Annotated in this window: 20 protein-coding genes; 11 read left to right on the top strand and 9 right to left on the bottom strand. The window is 42.2% G+C overall.

Translation table 11 applies throughout. The features are described 5' to 3' along the window. Nucleotides 1-155 precede the first annotated feature (155 nt). The gene (locus tag GGD38_RS24830) at nt 156-2456 is read left to right on the top strand and encodes a two-component regulator propeller domain-containing protein (RefSeq protein WP_375296903.1); all 2301 of its coding nucleotides are present in this window, start codon (nt 156-158) and stop codon (nt 2454-2456) included. Further along, nucleotides 2453-3193 carry a DNA repair protein RecO gene (gene recO, locus GGD38_RS24825; protein WP_375296904.1) on the top strand — a complete coding sequence of 247 codons (741 nt, stop codon included), beginning with the start codon at nt 2453-2455 and terminating at the stop codon, nt 3191-3193. The genes GGD38_RS24830 and recO overlap by 4 nt, the downstream gene beginning before the upstream one ends. Before the next feature lie 133 nt (nt 3194-3326). Here the strand turns inward: recO and GGD38_RS24820 are convergent, their stop codons facing one another. Further along, nucleotides 3327-4496 (bottom strand): amidohydrolase family protein, encoded by a 1170-nt coding sequence (locus GGD38_RS24820; RefSeq protein WP_375296905.1) that lies wholly within the window; start codon nt 4494-4496, stop codon nt 3327-3329. Nucleotides 4497-4637: 141 nt separating this feature from the next. Between GGD38_RS24820 and prfA the strand changes: the two genes are divergently transcribed. Beyond that, on the top strand, nt 4638-5702 hold the full coding sequence (gene prfA, locus GGD38_RS24815) for a peptide chain release factor 1 (protein WP_375296906.1): 1065 nt from the start codon (nt 4638-4640) through the stop codon (nt 5700-5702). Between the two features lie 683 nt (nt 5703-6385). Here the strand turns inward: prfA and GGD38_RS24810 are convergent. The 6 genes from GGD38_RS24810 to GGD38_RS24785 all read right to left on the bottom strand — a co-directional run bounded on the left by GGD38_RS24810 (nt 6386) and on the right by GGD38_RS24785 (nt 10039). Beyond that, nucleotides 6386-6793 carry a VanZ family protein gene (locus GGD38_RS24810; protein ID WP_375303701.1) on the bottom strand — a complete coding sequence of 136 codons (408 nt, stop codon included), beginning with the start codon at nt 6791-6793 and terminating at the stop codon, nt 6386-6388. A 61-nt stretch (nt 6794-6854) separates the two neighbouring features. After that, nucleotides 6855-7685, bottom strand: coding sequence for an anti-sigma factor domain-containing protein (locus GGD38_RS24805; RefSeq protein WP_375296907.1), 831 nt, complete (start codon nt 7683-7685; stop codon nt 6855-6857). Continuing rightward, nucleotides 7682-8227, bottom strand: a complete 546-nt coding sequence (locus GGD38_RS24800; RefSeq protein WP_375296908.1) for an RNA polymerase sigma factor — start codon at nt 8225-8227, stop codon at nt 7682-7684. The genes GGD38_RS24805 and GGD38_RS24800 overlap by 4 nt, the downstream gene beginning before the upstream one ends. Nucleotides 8228-8324: 97 nt before the next feature. After that, nucleotides 8325-8705, bottom strand: coding sequence for a glycine cleavage system protein GcvH (gene gcvH / locus GGD38_RS24795; RefSeq protein WP_375296909.1), 381 nt, complete (start codon nt 8703-8705; stop codon nt 8325-8327). Nucleotides 8706-8827: 122 nt separating this feature from the next. Next, nucleotides 8828-9517 (bottom strand): peptidylprolyl isomerase, encoded by a 690-nt coding sequence (locus GGD38_RS24790; RefSeq protein WP_375296910.1) that lies wholly within the window; start codon nt 9515-9517, stop codon nt 8828-8830. A 177-nt stretch (nt 9518-9694) separates the two neighbouring features. Then, nucleotides 9695-10039, bottom strand: a complete 345-nt coding sequence (locus GGD38_RS24785) for a hypothetical protein (RefSeq protein WP_375296911.1) — start codon at nt 10037-10039, stop codon at nt 9695-9697. 158 nt (nt 10040-10197) lie between these two features. Between GGD38_RS24785 and serS the strand changes: the two genes are divergently transcribed. The 6 genes from serS to GGD38_RS24755 all read left to right on the top strand — a co-directional run bounded on the left by serS (nt 10198) and on the right by GGD38_RS24755 (nt 16549). Next, a complete protein-coding gene (gene serS / locus GGD38_RS24780) occupies nt 10198-11469 on the top strand; it encodes a serine--tRNA ligase (protein ID WP_375296912.1) in 1272 nt (423 codons plus the stop codon). A gap of 123 nt (nt 11470-11592) precedes the next feature. Further along, nucleotides 11593-12243 (top strand): outer membrane beta-barrel protein, encoded by a 651-nt coding sequence (locus GGD38_RS24775; RefSeq protein WP_375296913.1) that lies wholly within the window; start codon nt 11593-11595, stop codon nt 12241-12243. Nucleotides 12244-12277: 34 nt separating this feature from the next. Beyond that, nucleotides 12278-12955 (top strand): hypothetical protein, encoded by a 678-nt coding sequence (locus GGD38_RS24770; protein WP_375303900.1) that lies wholly within the window; start codon nt 12278-12280, stop codon nt 12953-12955. Nucleotides 12956-12986: 31 nt separating this feature from the next. Then, nucleotides 12987-13646 carry a hypothetical protein gene (locus GGD38_RS24765; RefSeq protein ID WP_375296915.1) on the top strand — a complete coding sequence of 220 codons (660 nt, stop codon included), beginning with the start codon at nt 12987-12989 and terminating at the stop codon, nt 13644-13646. Nucleotides 13647-13838: 192 nt separating this feature from the next. Then, nucleotides 13839-15293, top strand: coding sequence for a DUF1800 family protein (locus GGD38_RS24760; RefSeq protein WP_375296916.1), 1455 nt, complete (start codon nt 13839-13841; stop codon nt 15291-15293). 56 nt (nt 15294-15349) lie between these two features. Beyond that, entirely contained in the window at nt 15350-16549 is a 1200-nt protein-coding gene (locus GGD38_RS24755) for a DUF1501 domain-containing protein (RefSeq protein ID WP_375296917.1), read from the top strand. A 57-nt stretch (nt 16550-16606) separates the two neighbouring features. Here GGD38_RS24755 and GGD38_RS24750 read toward each other — a convergent pair whose 3' ends face one another. After that, complete coding sequence (locus GGD38_RS24750) at nt 16607-16813, bottom strand: hypothetical protein (protein WP_132554525.1); 207 nt, start codon at nt 16811-16813, stop codon at nt 16607-16609. A gap of 287 nt (nt 16814-17100) precedes the next feature. Then, on the bottom strand, nt 17101-19077 hold the full coding sequence (gene gyrB, locus GGD38_RS24745) for a DNA topoisomerase (ATP-hydrolyzing) subunit B (RefSeq protein ID WP_375296918.1): 1977 nt from the start codon (nt 19075-19077) through the stop codon (nt 17101-17103). A 275-nt stretch (nt 19078-19352) separates the two neighbouring features. Here gyrB and GGD38_RS24740 point away from each other — a divergent pair, with 275 nt between their 5' ends. After that, a complete protein-coding gene (locus GGD38_RS24740; RefSeq protein ID WP_375296919.1) occupies nt 19353-19928 on the top strand; it encodes a MerR family transcriptional regulator in 576 nt (191 codons plus the stop codon). 98 nt (nt 19929-20026) lie between these two features. Beyond that, nucleotides 20027-20578, top strand: coding sequence for a hypothetical protein (locus GGD38_RS24735; RefSeq protein WP_375296920.1), 552 nt, complete (start codon nt 20027-20029; stop codon nt 20576-20578). The last annotated feature ends 120 nt before the right edge of the window (nt 20579-20698 follow it).

The following is a 20698-nucleotide window of genomic DNA, read 5'->3' as shown; positions in this document are numbered from 1 at the left end:
GCCATTTAGTACGTTTTTGAACACAGTTTAGTATTAATGAACTCATATTTTATTCACCTCGCCAATTTGACGTGCTTTGATGGGTAAACTGGCGGCAGATTGGCCCACCAGTTGTATATTACCATTTCAACCACATATAATTACCTTTGAAAACTATGCTTCAACGGTTTTTGGCCCTCTATAGCCTTGCACTGGCTTTTCCGTTCGCGTTGCAGGCGCAACTGCAACCAATTGGTCAATGGCGCGATCATTTACCCTACCAACAGGTAACCGGCGTTACCCACACAGCTGATGAAATTTGGGCCGTTACACCTTACAGCTTGTTTTCAGTTGACCCCGCCGATAACAGTATTGAACGGTGGAGCAAAACCAATGGACTTGCCGAAACCGGTATCAATGCTATTGCCGCCGACCCAACAGGCAATCGTATTGTAATTGGCTATAACAACAGTAATATCGACGTGTTGGTTGAAGACAAGATCACTAACATAAATGCTTTTAAAAATGCCAATATAGCAGGTGATAAAAACATTAATGCCATATTCATAAACCAGCAACTGGCGTTTATGGCCACAGGTATAGGCATTGTAGTTCTCAACCTCGTTAAGTATGAAATTAAAGACACTTACATCATTGGCACCGGCGGTACAAAGATCAACGTAAACGCCATTACAAGTGATGGCGCCTGGTTATATGCTGCAACTGAAGAAGGCATTAAAAAAGCGCCTTTGAACAATACAAACCTGGCCGATTTTCGCAACTGGCAATTGATCTCAGGCACCAATGGACTGCCTGCTGGAAATGTGCAATCGCTTGCATCGGTCCAAAACAAAATACTGGCATTAAGAAATGATTCGCTGTGGCTACAATCGGGCAACAGCTGGAATTTGTTTTACCGCGATGGCAATAGTATCAAAAATTGTACGGTATCTAATAATACCATTCTGTTAAGCGAATCCAATAATAACACCGGCCGTATTGTTGCCTTAACAGCAACCGGCTCCATTGACAAAATCATTCAGGATGCGCAATTAACACGCGCTCCTAAACAAGCCGTTCAATTTCAAAACGAATACTGGATCGCCGATACATTAGCAGGTTTGTCAAATTACAGTGGTACAGTTTTTAACCGGTTAACCCCCAATGCGCCATTATCGACCATTACCGGCAGCATGCAAATAATGCACAACACCCTGTGGGCGGCTGCAGGCAGTGTAAACACCAACTGGGAACCGCTTAATAATAGAAGCGGATTGTTTTCCTTAACCGATAATACCTGGAGTTATTATAACGGTGTCCGCTTTCCTATACTAGATTCACTACCCGATATGGTATCCGTTGCTATTGACCCAACCAATGAAAGTGTATGGGCTGGCTCTTTTGGGGGCGCGCTGGCCAACATAAAAAAAGATAACAGCATCACTATCTTCAAACAAAATTCCACCATACAACCAGCCTATTTTAGCCCAAACAGCTACCGGGTAAGCGGCCTCGCTTTTGACGCAGACAATAACCTATGGGTAGCCAACTATGGCGCGCCGGATCCCATACATGTAAAAAAAGCCGATGGCAACTGGCGTTCTTTTATTATTCCGTTTGCATTGACCGAACAAGGGGTTTCGCAAATTGTAATAGATGATAATAATCAAAAGTGGATCATACTACCTAAAAACAACGGACTGGCCTGTTTTAACAGCGGGCAATCGATCGACAATCCCGGTGACGATCAATGGAAATTATATCGTAGCGGTAAAGGAAACGGTAATCTGCCCGATAACCTGGTTCGTTGTATAACAAAAGATAAGAATAATTTTATTTGGGTAGGCACCGCCAAAGGCATTGGGGTAATTCAATGCGCAACCCAGGTTTTTACCAACCAGGGGTGCGAAGCGGTTCTTCCCATAGTGCAGCAGGATAATTTTGCCGGATATTTGTTCAGCAATGAAGATGTACAAACTATTGCCATTGATGGCGCCGATAGAAAATGGGTAGGAACAAAAAATGGCGTATGGCTTATAAGCCCCGATGCCGAAAAAACCATTTACCGGTTTACCGAAAGCAACAGTGCGTTATTGAACAATGATGTAAAGCAAATAGCTATTGACGGAAAAACCGGTGAGGTATTTTTTGCGACAGCTAAAGGCATTTGTTCATTTCGCAGTACAGCTACCGAAACAAAAGAAACACAAAGCGACGTATTGGTTTTTCCTAATCCTGTACCGCCTGGTTATAATGGTTCTATTGCCATTCGTGGTGTTGCCAATAATGCCATTGTAAAGATCACCGAATTGAATGGCCGCCTTGTATACCAAACAAAGGCACTGGGCAGTCAGGCCATCTGGAATGGGAAAAATTATAAAGGCCAAACTATATCAACCGGCATATACCTGGTGTTTATAAGCGACGAAAACCACCAGGAAAAACAGGTCACCAAAATTGTATTCATTCAAAAATGACACTTCATAACACAAAAGGCATTGTATTACGTACCGTAAAATATGGCGAAACCAGCGTGATCGTCACTATTTTCACGGAGCTGTTCGGTATACAATCTTATATAGTGAATGGAGTGCGGTCTTCTTCAAAAAAAGGAAGCGGAAAGGCCAACCTGTTTCAACCCGGTGCTATTCTCGACCTGGTAGCCTATCATAACGAATTGCATCACCTGCAACGTTTGCGGGAGTTCAGATGGAGTTATTTATACCAGAATATCTTTTTTGATGTAGTAAAGAATTCGGTTGCGTTGTTTATGGTTGAGCTGTTATCCAAAACACTCAAACAACCCGAATCAAATCCCGAGTTATTCTATTTTGCAGAAGACGCGTTCACACATCTTGACAAGGCCGAAGAGCAGGTATTGGGTAATTTTGCATTATACTTTTCCTTACACCTGGCTTCGTTCTTTGGCTTTCGTTTTACCGACAAATACACCGATGAAACGCCCTATTTAGATCTGCAGGAGGGGGAATTTGTTCACGAGCATCCGGTGCATCCTAACTTCCTGCAGTACCCCTATAGTTATATTACTTCACAACTGCTGAAGGTGATGCAGCCACATGAGCTTACCCAAATAAAACTGAACCAGGATACCCGCCGCATCTTACTACACGCATATCAAATCTATTATGCATTACATGTGCAGGATTTTGGCGTAATGAAGACGCTGCCCGTGTTACAAGAAGTACTGGGGTAGATTATATGTTTTGTTAATAAAATCGGCAGTTGCAGGTTACAAGGTACAGGTTGCAGGGCTTTTGCTATACCAATTGTCAATCCCTAATTGACTCCCTGAAACTTGTAACCTGAAACCTGAAACTTTTTCCCATTTAGACCAACCTCTCAACTTTCGATAAATCTTCATTAACGACTAGCACGCCCGGCGTTTTTCCCATTTCAAAACTACCGATCACATCATCGAGTTCAAGCGCTTTGGCACCATTCAATGTAGCCCATTGCAGCAGTTCTTTTATTTCAATATGGGGGTAATGATGGCGAAGGGTTTGCAACTCGGCCAATATGTTCAACTGGCGATTTGAGGCCAAACTATCGGTGCCCACAACAATAGCTGCCTTGTATGCACGCAGCAGATCAACATCTGGTAATGGATTTCCTATGTATTCGTTGGCATTGGGACAAACACAAAAGAATAAATTGGCAATTGGCAATGGGCAATGGGCAATGTATTCCAGATCATCTCTATTGGTATTTGTGTTGTGTACAAGTATTAATGACTGGTTGGGAAGAAAATTAGGCAACCAGGCTGCCAGGCTCTGCTGTTGGGTTGGTTTGTAAAAAGAAATATCGATACCCAATGCCTGGTACAACCGGTGAAAATCGCCGGCGCCTTTCTCAATAAATTCCCTTTCGGCCGCACTTTCCTGGCTATGAATGGTAAGCAGGTGATTGCCGGGAAACCTTGTAATTAACTGGAACAGGGCCGCCGAAACCGAATAGGGTGCGTGCGGCACTATAGAGTTGGAATCTGCCGGGTTACGGTATAAACGGGCAAACTGGTCATAAACCGCTCTGGAGGCTTCAAAACGCTGCAAAGCCGTACCCTCAATAAAACCCATGGTTTCAATAAAATTATGGTACAGCAACCGCCCTGCTTTTTTCAGTTCAACCGTATTGGGTGTATTACAAATATCCCCAACCGCTACTATGCCGTTTTGCAACATGCTGTTTTCTGCATCCTCTATGGCATTTTTAATTATTTCTGCATCAAAACCACGCTGTTGGATCACCTTTACCAGAAAATCGACCATACCGGTTTTTTCGGGAATTATGCCCTTCATATGGCTTAGTTCAAGATGGCAGTGGCAGTTCACAAAGCCAGGACTTAAGATCCCGGTAAAACGACTTATGCCCTCGCCGGCCGTTTCGGCCGGTACAATATCCACAATTTCACCTTCTGCGCTGGTAATTAAAACGGAATTGTTTGATAACCACTCATAACCGGTAAATAAATGATCGGCCTGGAACTTTCTGTAATTCATGTAAGCGATGAAACAATTAACTTTGCAGGTTTATAATGATCGGAAAAAAGCGGTTCAGGTGTACCGGGTTGATCACAATGGCGAAACATCGCCGGTGCAACCGTTAAAAGCCTTTTCCGCGTTCAAAATTAAGTCAAAACTATGTTAGACAAACTGGAAGCCATAAAAGCCAAGTTTGAGGACCTGGGGGTTGCGTTAACCAATCCTGAAATTGTTAGCAATAACAGGAAGTTCAGGACCATGAGCCAGGAATACCGCAGCCTGGAAAAGATCGTAAAAGCTTACGAGGAATATAAAAAGGTTCTGGGCGACCTGGAAGTATATAGAGAAGCCCTGGGCGGCGATGATGCCGAACTGCGTGAACTGGCAAAGGAAGAGCTACCAGCCCTTGAGGAAAACAAGGAAAAGCTGGAAGCCCACATTCGCCAGTTGTTGATACCCAAGGATCCGCAGGACGAAAAGAACTGCATCCTGGAGATCCGCGCTGGTACCGGTGGCGACGAGGCCAGCCTGTTTGCCGGCGACCTGTTACGGATGTACCTGCGCTATTGCGAAAAGAAAGGCTGGAAAACAGCTGTTTTAAGCGAATCGGAAGGAACCGTAGGAGGTTACAAAGAGGTTCAGCTGGAAGTAACCGGGGAAGATGTGTATGGCACCCTAAAGTTTGAAAGTGGTGTACACCGCGTACAACGCGTTCCGGATACTGAAACATCGGGCCGGGTACATACTTCTGCCGCCACGGTAGCCGCAATGCCTGAGGCTGAAGAAGTAGACGTGGAAGTAAAGGACAGCGACGTAAAAATGGAAACAGCCCGAAGCGGTGGAGCCGGTGGTCAGAACGTAAACAAAGTGGAAACCAAAGTAATTCTTACCCACCTTCCTACCGGTATGGTGGTTATGTGCCAAACAGAACGTACCCAGTTAGGTAACCGCGAAAAAGCCATGCAAATGCTGCGTACCAAACTATATGAAGAAGAGGTGCGTAAACAGGAAGACGAAATTTCAAGACATAGAAAGAGCCTTGTAAGTTCGGGCGATCGTAGTGCAAAGATCAGAACATATAACTACCCCCAAGGTCGTATTACCGACCATCGTATTGGCCTTACCGTTTATAATTTAGATGATGTAATGAATGGTAATGTGCAGGAGTTTATTGATGCATTACAGTTTGCTGAGAATGCTGAAAAGCTTGCTAAACAGAGCTAGCAGAAAAGTACTATAAACCTGTACTGATAATAAAGTACTATAAATAAGTAAAAAAGTATTACACGCATAAAAACGCCCCGACCGACCGGGGCGTTTTTATTTGGTTATGGCTGTAACTCAACCGTGACAAGTGTTTCACATAGTTCCACAGTACCTATTCACCCTGAGACCAATCGCTAAAACATCTTGATTTTACCGCCCTTAAGAAGTTTGCATTAATTTTTCATTAATTCACATTAGTATACTAATCCCCGTTATAACGGTGCATGTTACCGAAGTTATAATTAAATGATTATAAAGGGTTTTAAATTAACGTTCGTTCGGTATACAATGGGAGTTTTACGTGTTACAGGGTGCTTATAAGCTCACATAAAAACACGCGAATGTTAACGTTTTACAAAAAGTATTAACAGAGCAATGAAATATAGCAAGTATGTAGTTCCTTTGCATTAGAAATTAATACGCAAAAGTTCTTTACCATTTAGCCCCGAAGGTTTTAATAGCAGTTTAACGGGCTTATCTATACTAATGGCATTGGATTTGCGTTATATAATAAAGTTCTTTTTTAACGACTCACACAAAGCAGTCAATTTTCTCATAAGCAGTTAGTTTTGGTTACGGCCCCTGTTTCTACAGGGGCTATTTTATTTTATATAACTAACTGAACTCCAATATTTAATTTGCTATTTAACTTTCACAAACAAATGGTATACAGCGGCCAGTACAGCACCAATTGAATCGGCAATAATATCATTACCATCAAAACTGCGGTTAGGGATATAATCCCGTTGTAGAAATTCTAACCCAATTCCCAGTCCCACACTGAAAAATGTCAGTATTACAATAATACGCTGCCATTTTTGTTTATCACCACGACGAAAATACAGGTTGAATGCCCAAAGCAATACAATGCCACCAAACAATATGGCATGTACAACCTTATCAATACCTTCTGTAGAAAAAACACCGGCGCTGGGTATTGCAGAACCCGGCAAACACAATAAGAAAATAGTTACGGCAGTCCATGCAAAGGGAATGATCTTCCAGGTACAAAGCTTTTTAACAAAACGCATCATATGTGATGGGAAGATAGTATAAAAAAGTTTACAAGTTGAAAGGTTAACGAGTTAACAAGTTATAGATGAGTGGTTACTACACCTTACCCATAACATACATTTTGCCCTTAGGCGTGGGACTTCCTCCTTCCTGCTCGAGGGTGATAGCAAAAAGCTGGGCACGGGGAATATTTTTCATTTTGACCATCATATGGCCTTTTTCCATGTTTAGCATACCGGCATCAACGGGCTGGTTGTCAACAATGGCCCATAATTGATATTGCATGCCGGCCTGTGGCTCGGGCAGGCTATTTACCATCAGGTAAACGTCTTTAGTGCGGGTATCCCATAAAACGGTAGCCTTGCTATCTGGTGACGGACTGGCTTCAACAGCTTTTCCTTCCATTTTAATTTGCGCCATATAGGGGCTGTTTAAAGCCTGCATGGTTTGCTCGTAATTATCGAGCCGCGTTTGCATGATGCCATTATTTTTAGCCAGTTGGGTTTGCTCGGCCACCAGTTGGTCGTAGCGTTGGCTAAAACTGCGGTATTGATTAAAGTAATACACGTTCAGCCCCATGCTGCCCATCAGCAACACAATGGAGGCGGCCGCCACATACCGCATGGCGCCCGGTAATACACCACGCTTTACAGGCCGCATTTGCACTACGGGGGCAGCAGTTTTACTTACAGGCACACTTGGGCCGGCTGCCAGCTGTTGCAGCACGGTTTCCCTTATATGGGCAGGTGGCGCAACAGCAGCGGCCATAGCGTGCTGTTCAAGTGAAAGCTCAAAGGTGTCGCGGGCGGCCCTTACTTCGGCGTATTGTGAGCACATTTGCTCAAATTCAGCTCTTTCCGCCTCATCAGCGAGCCCCAACACATAGCTTTCAACTATGCCACTTGATATGTATTCCTGTATATTCACTTTAATAATCCCCGTAATTGGATCAATGCATTACGAATGCGTGTTTTCACTGTGCCCAGCGGCATTTTTTGCAGCTCGGCTATCTCCTCATGCGTATACCCTTTAAAATAAGCCAGTTCTATCAAAATCCGTTGCTCTTCTTTAAGTTTTTCCAGCACCTTACGCAAACCGATCGTGTCTACCCCCGGCTGTATTACATCATTTACCTGTAAGGTATCTACGTTGTCTTGTATTGATTGGTTTTTGCGGCTGTTTTGATAACTCCGCGATCTAAGCGTATCAATAGAGGCATTGCGGGCTATATTCATCATCCAGGTAAACAAACGGCCCTTGGCAGGGTCATACTGTTCTATCCTGCGCCAGATGTTCACAAATACCTCCTGCATTACGTCACTGGCCAATTCGGTATCATTTACTACTTGTAATATGATGCTGTATAAAGCCGATGCATAATTATCGTATAAATAGGCATAGGCTTTATTGTCCCTGTTACGCAACAGGGACACCAACTCCTGTTCGGTATATGTTAGTGTTGTACCCAATGTGTTTACCCGGAACGAGGCGTGTTACAAAAAAAAGTGGTTTGTTAAAACCACTTTCAATTTACGTAATAACGTTTGCACCGGATTTTTTAATTTCTTAGGCGCCTACCAGGTTTTTATAAGCTGCAGCATCCATTAAAGCATCAACGTCGGCCACGTTGGTAACGGTCATTTTAACCATCCAGCCTTCGTTATAAGGATCGGTATTAACCACTTCAGGCGAATTGGCCAGTTCGGGGTTCACCTCGTTAATGGTGCCGGCAACGGGCAAATACAGGTCAGAAACGGTTTTAACAGCTTCTACTGTACCAAATACGGCTTCTGCAGTGAGGGTCTTTCCCACTGTTTCAATTTCTACATACACTATATCACCCAGCTCGCGTTGAGCAAAATCGGTAATACCAATAGTTGCAATATTACCCTCCAGCTTTATCCATTCATGATCTTTAGTGTAACGAAGATTATCCGGAAAATTCATGTTTTGAAATTTAATGCTGCAAGATTAAGAAAGTTTATGTTAGTCACAAGGGCTCAAAGGCTGAAAGTGCACAATTAAGTTATGACCGGTTTTCTTAATCCCTGCTTCTCGTAATTATTACATTATTGCCTTTTAATAAGGCTGGCTTTTATGATCTTAACATCCTGAACAGGGCGGTTGCGGTCACCAACTGCTACGGCAGCTATACTATCTATGACCTCTACGCCTTTTATAACCTCGCCAAAGATCGTATACTTCTGATCGAGTGAAGGAGAGCCACCAACGGTCTTATATACTTCGCGATGGGCTGCCGGTATCTTATAGCCGTTTAGCCGGGCCTCTATCTGGTTAAGGTCTGCATCATCATATACCCTTCCCTGCACAATGTAAAACTGGCTGCCATTGCTTTCGCGGGTGGGGTTAACTTCATCGGGGGTACGGGCTGCCGCCAGGGCGCCTTTTTTATGAAATAAATAAGGACGCATTTCTGCCGGAATGGTGTAGCCCGGGTTACCCGCCCCCAACGCTTCGCCGGGTTTGGCGGTTTTACTTTTTGGGTCGCCGGCCTGAACCATAAACTGGCTCATAACCCGGTGAAACAATAACCCATCGTAATAATGCTGGTTAACAAGTTTTATAAAGTTGTCGCGGTGTTTGGGAGTACTATCGGATAACCTGATGACCATAGTGCCTTTGCTGGTCACCAGCTCAATATCTTTGTTAAGATCACCTTTTTTAACCTGGTAAGGCGGGTTTGTTCGATAGGCAGAGATAAGTACTACAGCAGTGAGTAGAAGTAATAGTTTATTCATAGTGTGTTTAATGACAAATGTGATAATGTGATAATTTGCTAATGTGATAATGAAATACAGCCGTTCGGCGGCAATACTAAATAAAACGAACAATTTAAGGTTTGCGTATACCCGGAAACCCGGCCTAATAGCGAGCCCTATTATCACATTAGCACATTAGCAAATTATCACATTGTGCTAAAATTCCTGTTGGTCAAAATACAACAGAATATGGTCTTTTAAAAAGTTCTCCTGCTCGTGCAGGTTCATTACCGGCAGGCTTTTTAGCTGTCTGAAGTGCGGCCACCCTTCTTCATCTACTCCTTCCAGTTCGTAATACCCGCTTTGCGCCAGTAGCGAACAGGTAGCAATATGCATCAGGTCCTGCTTTTGCTCTTTGGTGAATTTGGCTTTTATATCCCCAAATTCCTGAATACCTATTAAAAATAAAATGGTTTCCATATCTGGTTTCTTGCCAAAGCGCTCAATCAGCTTTTCTTCCAGCTTCCACCAGCGGCTTTGTAAATCGTCATTTGCTTGCATACCGCAAAGATAGCAGAATGTGATAATTCGATAATTAGCTAATGTGATAATGCCCCTGCGCGGCCTGCCGAACAGTCGCGCGCCTGTATTTCATTATCGAATTATCACATTAGCTAATTAGCACATTAACTTATCTTTGCCGCAAACCTGATTTTCACATGTTACAGATCGCATTTATTCGACAAAACACAGCGCTGGTAAAGGAAAGACTGGCTTTAAAAAATTTCGGGGATATTGCATTGGTAGATGAGCTTATATCCCTGGACGATGCCCGTAAAAAGTTGCAGCTTGAATTTGATACAACCCAGTCAAAAGTAAATGCAGCATCCAAGGAAATCGGGCAGTTGATGGCCAAAGGCCAGAAAGAAGCAGCCGATACCGCAAAACAAGAGGTGGCTACTTTAAAATCAGCTTTACAACCAATAGCCGATCAACTGGCAGAAACCGAAAAGAAACTACAGGAGCAGATCGTAAAACTGCCCAACCTGCCATCTGATAAAGTGCCCCCCGGCAAAACACCTGAGGATAATGTAACCATTCGCGAAGGTGGTAAAAAGCCAGCCCTGCATGCCGGCGCCGTACCACATTGGGACCTCACAAAAAAATACAACCTCATAGATTTTGAACTGGGCAATAAAATAACCGGTAGCGGTTTTCCCGTGTATATTGGCAAAGGTGCCAAATTACAACGGGCGCTTATTCAGTACTTCCTCGATTTTAATACCAATGCCGGTTATACTGAAGTAATTCCGCCGCATATGGTGAATGAAGCATCAGCCTTTGGTACCGGCCAGTTACCCGATAAGGAAGGACAAATGTATTTTGTTACCGAAGACAATTTTTACCTGATACCAACAGCCGAAGTTCCGGTAACGAATATTTACCGCGATGAGTTGCTGAAAGAAAACGAACTACCTGTTAAGATGACGGCATATACGCCCTGCTTCCGCCGTGAGGCCGGCAGCTATGGCAAAGACGTACGTGGCCTTAACCGTTTGCATCAGTTCGATAAAGTTGAAATAGTTCAGCTTGTTCACCCCGATAAAAGCTACGATGTACTGGAAGATATGGTGGCCCATGTTGAAAAGCTGTTGAAAACATTGGAACTTCCTTACCGCATTCTGAAATTATGCGGTGGAGATATGGGATTTGCATCGGCCCTCACTTATGATTTTGAAGTATACAGCGCGGCCCAGCAAAAATGGCTCGAAGTAAGTTCTGTATCAAACTTCGAAGCATACCAAACCAACCGCATGAAAGTACGGTTCAAAGATGCCAATGGTAAAAACCAGCTGGTGCATTCATTGAATGGCAGTTCACTTGCCTTACCAAGAATAGTTGCCTGTTTACTCGAGAACCATCAAAATGAGAATGGCATTGAATTACCGGCTGTACTGCACAGTTATTTCGGCGCCAAACAGATCAACTAATTGGTGCATATGATGTTTTGATCATTTGTTTAAACTTAACATAAAACTTTGCTAAAGGAAGTATACAGTGTGTATACTTCCTTTTTTGTTTTTCATATTTGCGGCAACCAAAAACCAAAATATATGAAACAAAGATTTCTACTTTCTCTTCTTTTTGTTTGCACTTTAGCGGTAACATCACAGGCACAGATCAACAAAGGCGCAACATGGCTGGGCGGCCAGGTTGGATACAGCCAAACCAACAGCGAATCAGAAACCACATCCAAAACCAAACAAACGGGTTTTAACTTTAGTCCGGCTGTAGGTACAGCTGTAAAAGAAAATCTCATTTTAGGAGTTTTTGTTAATTACAGTACTAATAAAACCAAGATTAGTAGCACCAACACCAGTATCACTACTAAAAAAGAGGAACTCGTTGGCGGCGGACTTTTTATTAGAAATTATATTCCGGTTGTAAACCGGTTATATTTATTCGGTGACGCAAGGGTTTTCTATAATTCGTATAAATACACAGACAAAAGTAACAGTCCCGAAACAAAGATCAAAGGTTTTGATGCTGGTATCAGCGCCACTCCCGGCCTGGCGTTTGCCGTTACAGATAAAATTCAAATTGAAACAGGGCTTAATAACCTTTTTAGCACCAGGTATCAAAAAAGAACGCAAACCCAGGGAATCTCTGAAATTGAAAACAAAACATTCAATACCGGGCTCTTCCTCGACAACAGCTCACAGGTATTTATCGGGTTTCGTTTCCTGATCAATAAAAAAGCGTAGAGCACATAGTACAGAAATCATAAAACAAATTGTTATGAAACTGAAATTGTTATTTTCTGTTGTTTTTGTCTGTACATTGCTCACCACTTCTTATGCACAGATCAACAAAGGATCAACCTGGATTGGCAGCAACTTTTCCTATGGCAAAATCAAAGGTAAACTCTATCCATCACTGCCAGAGGAGGAATTAAAACGAACAAGTATTACACCTTCAGTTGGCATGGCCATAAAGGAGAATCTGGTATTGGGCGTTTTTGCCGCCTACGTTAATGACTACCGTGAAAATGACGACTATCTTCTAGAAAATAAATCAAGATCCTACGGCGGCGGTGTATTTGTGCGCCGTTATATGCCAGTATATAAACAGTTGTACATTTTTGGCGAAGGCAGGCTCAGTTTTAACCATACTAAAGCATCAGGAAAATATGATTGGGGCACCAGCGGAAATTACTCATATGAATCGAAGGGCTGGGCAACCAGCGTTGCATTGACCCCGGGCATCGCATATGGAATTACGCAAAACATACAACTTGAAGCAGGATTAGCTTCTCTATTTAATATCTCGTATGAAAGAGCAAAAGCATTTAATTCCGGAACTAATGCTGGTAATCCCGGCAATTCGAAGGCGAAATCTTTTAATGCAAATGTAAATCTGGATAAGCTTTCTTCATTCACGCTTGGAGTTCGTTTCTTACTGAACAAAAAAGCATAACCCCATTAACCAAACCAAAAACTGAAATATAATGAAATTGAAATTTTTATTTTCGCTACTTGCCCTAACCTGTATGTTATCACCCCAGGCACAGATCAAAAAAGATGCAGTTTTGCTAGGTGGCAGCATTGGTTACAGCAAGGCAAAAGCAAATACATGGCAACAGACCACAAAAAGCAAAACGTTTATCTTCTCTCCTGCTATAGGTGTGGCCATAAAAGAAAACCTGGTAGCAGGTGTTCGAATCAATTATTTGAAGCAAACGCAAAACAGCGATTATGCTTCCACTTATAACAACAAGGTTGATGTTGATAATAAAAATTATGGCGGCGGTGTGTTTATTCGTGGGTATGTACCTATAGTAAACCGCCTGTATGTATTCGGAGAAGGTGAGGTTTCCTATACAGTCATAAGAGGCACAGCTACACAACAATATGACTACTATAGTAGATCAACAGCTAAAACAAAAGGTTGGAGCACAGCGCTCGGCTTAACACCCGGTGTTTCCTTTGGCGTTAGTAAAAAATTCCAGATCGAAAGCGGGTTTAATTCGCTGTTCAACGTAGGTTTTCTGAAAAGTAAAACCATTTCCAGTTCCACTACTCAAATCCAAAAAGAGGAATTATTTTCAGCAGGTGTAGCCCAGAATGACGAATCTTTGTTCTATGTAGGATTCAGGTTTATCATTTAATAAAGTATAATACTAAAAACATCGCATGGAGGCTGTCGGCAACGACGGCCTCTTTGCATTTCGACCGCAAAAACCTGCAACTTTTAAGCACTAATGGCCCACTATGGGCAGGCCTAATCATGTTCTTATTAATTTAATATAATTCGTTAAACTTTTAACATCCGAGCTGGTCACAGGCAAAACCTCCATGAAATGACTGTAACACCCCAGTTGAAAAATCAACACCTGCTATGGCGTGCCGGCTTTGGCCCAATGGCCGAAGAATACAACCAGCTGTCAAACGCCTCGCATAAATCCTACGTTAATTCGCTGTTTAAAGCCTCTGTCAAAGGCCCCCAAATGATTGATGTTGCCGACAACGCCCTCAAAGGTTTGGTTATGGGTGTACAGGAAGCAAGCACAAAAAAACGCGATCTCGACGAAATGGAGCGCCGCCGGCTTCGCCAGCAAAGCCGCGAAGACATAAAAAACCTCAACATCACCTGGCTTAACGAAATGGTGAACAGCGAGCAGCAGATACGCGAAAAAATGTCTCTCTTCTGGCACGGGCATTTTGCCAGCCGCAACCTTAATATTCTTTACCAGCAGCAACTGCTCGATGTTATTCGGCAAAACGCATTAGGTAATTTTGGCGATCTGCTGCGCGAAGTAAGTAAGAGTGCGGCCATGATCAACTTCCTAAACAATAATCAAAATAAAAAAGGCCATCCCAACGAAAACTTTGCCCGCGAAGTAATGGAGCTATTCACCATGGGCAGGGGTAACTATACCGAAAATGATATTAAAGAAGCAGCCCGGGCCTTTACCGGCTGGGGCGCTAATATTAGTGGTGAATTTACCTTTAGAAGAAACCAACACGATGATGGTAAAAAGACCGTACTTGGCAAAACAGGCAACTTCAATGGCGATGATGTGCTGAACATTTTATTGGAGCACAAACAAACCGCCGCCTACATCACCCGCAAAATATACCGCTACTTTGTAAACGATGTGCCCGATGAAGTACAGGTAACGTGGCTGGCCGACCGCTTTTACCAAAGCAAATATGACATCAAAGAATTGATGAAAGATATTTTCACCAGCGACTGGTTCTACGATGCCAAAAACATTGGCTGCAGAATTAAATCGCCTGTTGAACTTATCGTTGGTATTCGCCGCGCATTACCCATGAAGCTTGAAAACGAACAGGTGCAATTGCTGTTACAAAGATTGCTGGGTCAATTACTATTTTATCCGCCAAATGTTGCCGGTTGGCCCGGAGGTAAAAACTGGATCGATAGTTCTTCCTTAATGTTCCGCCTGCGTATACCACAACTGATATATGATAATGATGAAGTAGCCCTTAGCCCCAAAGACGATGACGACCAAATGATGGGAATGAGAGATACAGGAAAGAAAAAAGAACGAATGAGTAAAAAAGGCGGACAGATCATATCTGCTGCTGTTGACTGGGAAACCTATTTAAAAAAGTTTGAGAAAGTTCCACGCGAGAAATTGCTTATTTCCATTGCAGGCATTTTGATACAGGGCGGTGAACCGGTAAATGAAAAAATACTCAACAAGTATATAGATTCATCCAGCAGGGAATCGTTTATCAAAACAGCGACGATTCAATTGATGAGCACACCGGAATATCAGCTTTGTTAATACCGAATACTGAATGTTGAATTTTGAATTTGAAGTAAAAACCAAGAACTTATTTTATGCTTATAAAAAGAAAAGAATTCCTTCAAATAGGCTCGCTGGCAACTGCATCAATGATGCTGCCGAAATTTTTAAAAGCATTTGAAAAACCCACATTGGTGCCGCAAGGCAACAAAGTAGTGGTTGTTTTACAATTAAGCGGCGGTAACGACGGATTGAATACCGTAATACCGGTTCGCAATGATATATATTACAAATTGCGGCCACGGCTGGGTATTACCAAAGAGCAGGCACTGCTGGTAACAGATGAAGTTGGCTTACACCCTGCCCTTACCGGTCTTAAAGACCTGTATAGCGATGGCAGCCTGGGTATACTAAACAGTGTGGGTTACCCGAACCCCGACAGATCGCATTTCAGAAGCATGGACATATGGCACAGCGCCAGCAATAGCAATGAGTATGTATATACCGGCTGGCTTGGCCGCTACCTCGATGCACAATGTTCAGGTTGCGATAAACCAACACAGGCATTGGAAATAGATGATGTATTAAGCCTGGCGCTAAAAGGCGAACATGCAAAAGCACTGGCCATGAAAGATCCACGCCGCCTGTATACTTCAAGCAATGAAAAATATTTTAAAGAAGTAGCTGCCAATCATACAACAGGTGGTGAAGAAAAACCGGTTGACTATTTATACAAAACAATGGCCGAAACTGTAAGCAGTGCCGATTATATTTTCAAACAAAGCCGCTTACACCCAAGTAGTACAGAGTATCCTAAAACCGATTTGGGTAATAGCTTTAAGACTATTGCCAGCCTTATTTTTTCAGATATAAACACGAAAGTATATTATGTATCATTAGGTAGTTTTGATACGCACGTGGGGCAGGAAGGACAACAAAAAAGATTGTTCACTGAAATGAATGATGCCATCAATGCATTTGTGAAAGATCTTAAAAGCAATAATCGTTTTCAGGATGTGCTGTTGATGAGCTTTTCAGAATTTGGCCGTCGCGTATCACAAAACGCCAGTGGTGGAACCGATCACGGCACTGCAAATAATATGTTCTTAATAAGTGGTGGATTGCAACAAAAAGGTGTGTTAAATGCGATGCCCGATTTAGCAGACTTACAGGAAGGCGACCTTAAATACAAAGTAGATTTTAAAAACGTATATGCAACTATACTGAATAAATGGCTGGGGGCAGATGACAAAAAGATATTAGGCAGCCAGTATGAACACCTGAGCTTTATTTAGAGTTAGTCCGTATAAAATAAAAAAGGCGTCTCGATATTATCGGGACGCCTTTTTTATTTACTCCCAGCCTTGTTTTGCAACACCAGCTTTAATAGCAGCCAGTGCTTTTTCTTCGCCCAACAAAGTGGTTAATTTATTTCCTTTACCATCATGACCCTGGGCCATGTATGCACCTTTTGCAGTTTTGGTAATAACCGCATCTTGAATAGGAACGCCCTTTTCTTTTGTTTTCACGTTGTATGCGGTGAGTGTAATTTCTGACATAATTGGTTCATTTACGTGGTTAGTATAATAAAAAAGATGACAACAACTCTTACAAAATCTTAGCCAATAACACTAAATAAGTGTTTAAATATACGAATTTCCAATGTGCGAATATTATATTCTAACTAATGTGATAATAACACAATCGATATTCAGTTTGAACATCGACCAATTAACTAAATAAATGCAATTTTATTATTCACACAGCTAAAAAAGAAATGTGCTAATGAAAATCATTATTCGTTTTCATTAGCACATTATCAAATTAGCTAATTCGCAAATTATATTTATACATCTAGTCGTGCATACTTTGCATGACTTTCTATGAATTCACGACGAGGAGCAACTTCATCTCCCATCAACATACTAAAGATGCGATCTGCTTCAGCAGCGCTTTCAATAGTAACTTTTTTCAAAGTGCGGGTTTCAGGATTCATGGTTGTTTCCCATAATTGTTCCGCGTTCATTTCACCCAAACCTTTGTATCGCTGAATGCCAACGCTTTCTTCTTTACCGCCACCCAGTTTTTCAACCAGTGCTTTGCGTTGTTCTTCATTCCATGCATATGCCGATTCTTTACCTTTTTTAACCAGGTATAATGGCGGTTGTGCAATGTATACATAACCCTGCTCAACCATTTCTTTCATATAACGATAAATGAAAGTAAGTATCAGTGTGGCAATGTGGCTTCCATCCACATCGGCATCGGTCATGATAATGAGCTTGTGGTAGCGAAGTTTCACCAGGTTCAGCGCTTTAGGATCTTCAGGTGTACCAACTGTTACACCAAGCGCTGTATACATATTTCGAATTTCCTCATTCTCATAGATCTTGTGCTCCATAGCTTTCTCTACGTTCAGGATCTTACCACGCAGTGGAAGAATGGCCTGAAAAGCGCGCTCACGGCCTTGTTTGGCAGTACCACCGGCCGAGTCACCCTCAACCAGGAACAACTCGCAACGCTCAGGATCACGATCACTACAGTCGGCCAGTTTACCAGGCAAACCACCACCGGTCAATACCGATTTACGTTGTACCAGTTCACGGGCTTTACGTGCAGCGGCCCTTGCCTGTGCAGCTAATATTACTTTAGAAATGATATTCTTTGCTTCCTTTGGATTTTCTTCAAGGAATGCTTCAAGCACTCTGGAAACAGTTGAATCAACAACACCGCTTACTTCACTGTTACCGAGTTTTGTTTTTGTTTGTCCTTCAAACTGCGGCTCGGGAACCTTCACGGAAATAATTGCGCTTAACCCTTCCCGAAAATCATCACCTTCAATTTCAACCTTGGCTTTTTCAAACAGGTTCTGGCGATCGCCATAACTTTTGAATACCCGGGTTAATGCCCTGCGAAAACCAGCTACGTGTGTACCGCCTTCAATAGTATTGATGTTATTAACATACGAATAGATATGTTCATTATAACTATCATTATAAGTAAGCGCTACTTCAACCGCAACATTGGTATTTTCATCTCTTCCTTCTACATTAATGATGTTGGGAATTAAAGCAGTACGGCCGGCATTCTTATCAAGCATTTCAACAAACTCGATGATACCGCCTTCGCTGTAAAATGTTTTGGTATAAGTACCGTTCTCATCTTTTTCGCGAAGATCGTTCAATGTGATGCGGATACCACGGTTCAGATATGCCAGCTCACGCAAACGCGCCTCAAGAATATCCTTTTTATATACACTAACAGTGAAAATGGTAGTATCGGGCCAAAAGTGTACAAGGGTACCGGTTTTTTCACTGGCACCTATTTCGCGCACCTCATATTGTGGTATACCAATGTTATATTCCTGCTCGAAGATCTTGCCTTCGCGTTGTACGGTAACGTGCAGCTTGGTACTTAATGCGTTAACGCAACTTACACCCACCCCGTGCAAACCGCCGGATACTTTGTAGGTGTTTTTATCGAATTTACCACCAGCGTGCAGGATTGTCATTACCATTTCCAACGCGCTTTTCTTCTCCTTGCTGTTGATACCGGTGGGAATACCGCGGCCATCATCGTCAACAGAGATAGAATTGTCTTCGTGGATAGTAACCACAATGTTCTTACACCATCCGGCCAAAGCTTCGTCAATGGAGTTATCTACTACCTCGTAAACAAGGTGATGCAAACCTTTTTCACCAATGTCGCCGATGTACATCGCAGGACGCTTACGTACTGCTTCCAAACCTTCTAAAACCTGAATGCTATCTGCTCCGTAACCGTTATTGGCAGTGATAGGGATTTCCGTAGTTTCTGTAGCCATAGATTCGTGTGGAATGCTCTTGCAGTTTATAAAAAATTAATCCTGCAAATTTACTAAAAATTAAAGGGTTGACCGCATTTAAAGCCCCTTTTTATGAACTTTTTTCCAGCCACGAAAAGCCCCAACAGCCTGTGTTTTAAGCAATAAAACAATAGGTTTTCCACATAATTTAACAAAGGTTAATAAGTTCTTTAAAGTAGCGGTTTTTGGCCTCTGTATCTTTACTGCACGATATTTGATAGCTTTACCAATTTTATCAGGTTATCAATTGGATTATGGATAATAGCAAGTACTCCCAAATTACTTTTGAATTCAGTGACGCCTCCGCTTCATCGGAAAATGAAGCCTCTGTAGGGGTACGTGTTAAGGCATTAAAACCTGTTCCCGAACCGGTTCAACCCAATGCAGAAGAACCTGCCGTTAACGAAGCCGAAAGCCCGGTTTCAACGCCAGCCAAAAAATCAACCCGCGGCCGCAAATCACTCAAAGCCCTCGATGCCGAAGCCGACCTGGTAAACATTCCGGAAGATGAAACACTGTTTCAACGCCAGTACTATTCAATTGGCGAAGTTGCCGATATGTTTGGCGTAAATCAGTCGTTACTGCGTTTTTGGGAGAATGAATTTGATATCATTCAGCCCCGCAAAAACCGTAAAGGCGATCGCCATTTCAGACCAATAGATATAAAAAATCTTGAATTGATCTACGACCTGTTGCGTCGCAGAAAACTTACCATCGAAGGAGCAAAAGAATTTTTGAAGAAGAATTCAAAAGCCTCGGCGCATTTTGAAATGATTCAATCGCTGCAATCACTGAAGGGATTTTTGCTTGAAATAAAAGCCGCATTGTAGTAGTAAAAATTACCATGTAATGATTACTCAATGTTTAGGCAAAGTTTTATTTCATGTTCTCAAAAAATCTGTAAATTCCATATAACAATTACCCTCCTATGTGGAAATATCTATCCATAGCTCTTTTCCTGATTTGTCAGTATAACGCTCATACACAAACTGTTACTGAAAGCTCCCTTACCGGCAACTGGTTAGTTGTTCGTTGGGAAACAGCCGACCGCCTGCTCGACTTTCAGGATACCCTCGCCAGTTTTAGGTTTATGGTAGATAATTTCAAGTATAAAAATAAAGTTCAGGGAATATTACGGGAAGACAGTATACGTATGCGCCAGGAATTAAAAAAAGTACTTACAACAGCCTCTGCTATACGTTTTAGATTGTTGCTTAATAAAGACAAATCGTTTATCTGGAGCGGCATGGCCAATAACAGCGCCCAGTTCAAAGGCACCTACTCCCTTGGCGCCGGAAATCAAACCCTTGTTTTAACCAGTTTCGATAGCAATACCAAGGCCTACCGCACTATGCTTTTAAAAGTGCATACGTTGCAGGTTGATAAAATGACAATCGAAATCCCTTCTGAAGAACCGGGTTTTAAACAAAGCCGCTTTACATTGAAAAAAGCAGAAGCAGGTACTCAGGCTTCCAAATAAAAAGATTGATAATTACTTTCAATTAGAAGGGTTTTACATTGAAAATAAACTGAATTATTTTCAATGTAATGGGTACTCAATTAAAAGTAATATTTATTACTTTTAATTTGATGCATACTA

This window comes from Niastella sp. OAS944 (assembly GCA_024809215.1).
Classification (GTDB): Bacteria; Bacteroidota; Bacteroidia; order Chitinophagales; family Chitinophagaceae; genus Niastella.
This window is presented reverse-complemented; position numbering and strand designations above follow the sequence as displayed.

Excerpts from the sequence above, each read along its gene's own strand:
- gcvH (WP_375296909.1), bottom strand. The coding sequence starts at position 8,705 with ATGAATTTTCCGGATAATCTTCGTTACACTAAAGATCATGAATGGATA.
- GGD38_RS24760 (WP_375296916.1), top strand. The coding sequence starts at position 13,839 with ATGACTGTAACACCCCAGTTGAAAAATCAACACCTGCTATGGCGTGCC.
- GGD38_RS24735 (WP_375296920.1), top strand. The coding sequence starts at position 20,027 with ATGTGGAAATATCTATCCATAGCTCTTTTCCTGATTTGTCAGTATAAC.
- GGD38_RS24785 (WP_375296911.1), bottom strand. The coding sequence starts at position 10,039 with ATGCAAGCAAATGACGATTTACAAAGCCGCTGGTGGAAGCTGGAAGAA.
- GGD38_RS24750 (WP_132554525.1), bottom strand. The coding sequence starts at position 16,813 with ATGTCAGAAATTACACTCACCGCATACAACGTGAAAACAAAAGAAAAG.
- GGD38_RS24770 (WP_375303900.1), top strand. The coding sequence starts at position 12,278 with ATGAAACTGAAATTGTTATTTTCTGTTGTTTTTGTCTGTACATTGCTC.
- GGD38_RS24740 (WP_375296919.1), top strand. The coding sequence starts at position 19,353 with ATGGATAATAGCAAGTACTCCCAAATTACTTTTGAATTCAGTGACGCC.
- GGD38_RS24755 (WP_375296917.1), top strand. The coding sequence starts at position 15,350 with ATGCTTATAAAAAGAAAAGAATTCCTTCAAATAGGCTCGCTGGCAACT.
- GGD38_RS24830 (WP_375296903.1), top strand. The coding sequence starts at position 156 with ATGCTTCAACGGTTTTTGGCCCTCTATAGCCTTGCACTGGCTTTTCCG.
- GGD38_RS24775 (WP_375296913.1), top strand. The coding sequence starts at position 11,593 with ATGAAACAAAGATTTCTACTTTCTCTTCTTTTTGTTTGCACTTTAGCG.
- recO (WP_375296904.1), top strand. The coding sequence starts at position 2,453 with ATGACACTTCATAACACAAAAGGCATTGTATTACGTACCGTAAAATAT.
- GGD38_RS24765 (WP_375296915.1), top strand. The coding sequence starts at position 12,987 with ATGAAATTGAAATTTTTATTTTCGCTACTTGCCCTAACCTGTATGTTA.
- serS (WP_375296912.1), top strand. The coding sequence starts at position 10,198 with ATGTTACAGATCGCATTTATTCGACAAAACACAGCGCTGGTAAAGGAA.
- prfA (WP_375296906.1), top strand. The coding sequence starts at position 4,638 with ATGTTAGACAAACTGGAAGCCATAAAAGCCAAGTTTGAGGACCTGGGG.
- GGD38_RS24820 (WP_375296905.1), bottom strand. The coding sequence starts at position 4,496 with ATGAATTACAGAAAGTTCCAGGCCGATCATTTATTTACCGGTTATGAG.
- GGD38_RS24790 (WP_375296910.1), bottom strand. The coding sequence starts at position 9,517 with ATGAATAAACTATTACTTCTACTCACTGCTGTAGTACTTATCTCTGCC.
- gyrB (WP_375296918.1), bottom strand. The coding sequence starts at position 19,077 with ATGGCTACAGAAACTACGGAAATCCCTATCACTGCCAATAACGGTTAC.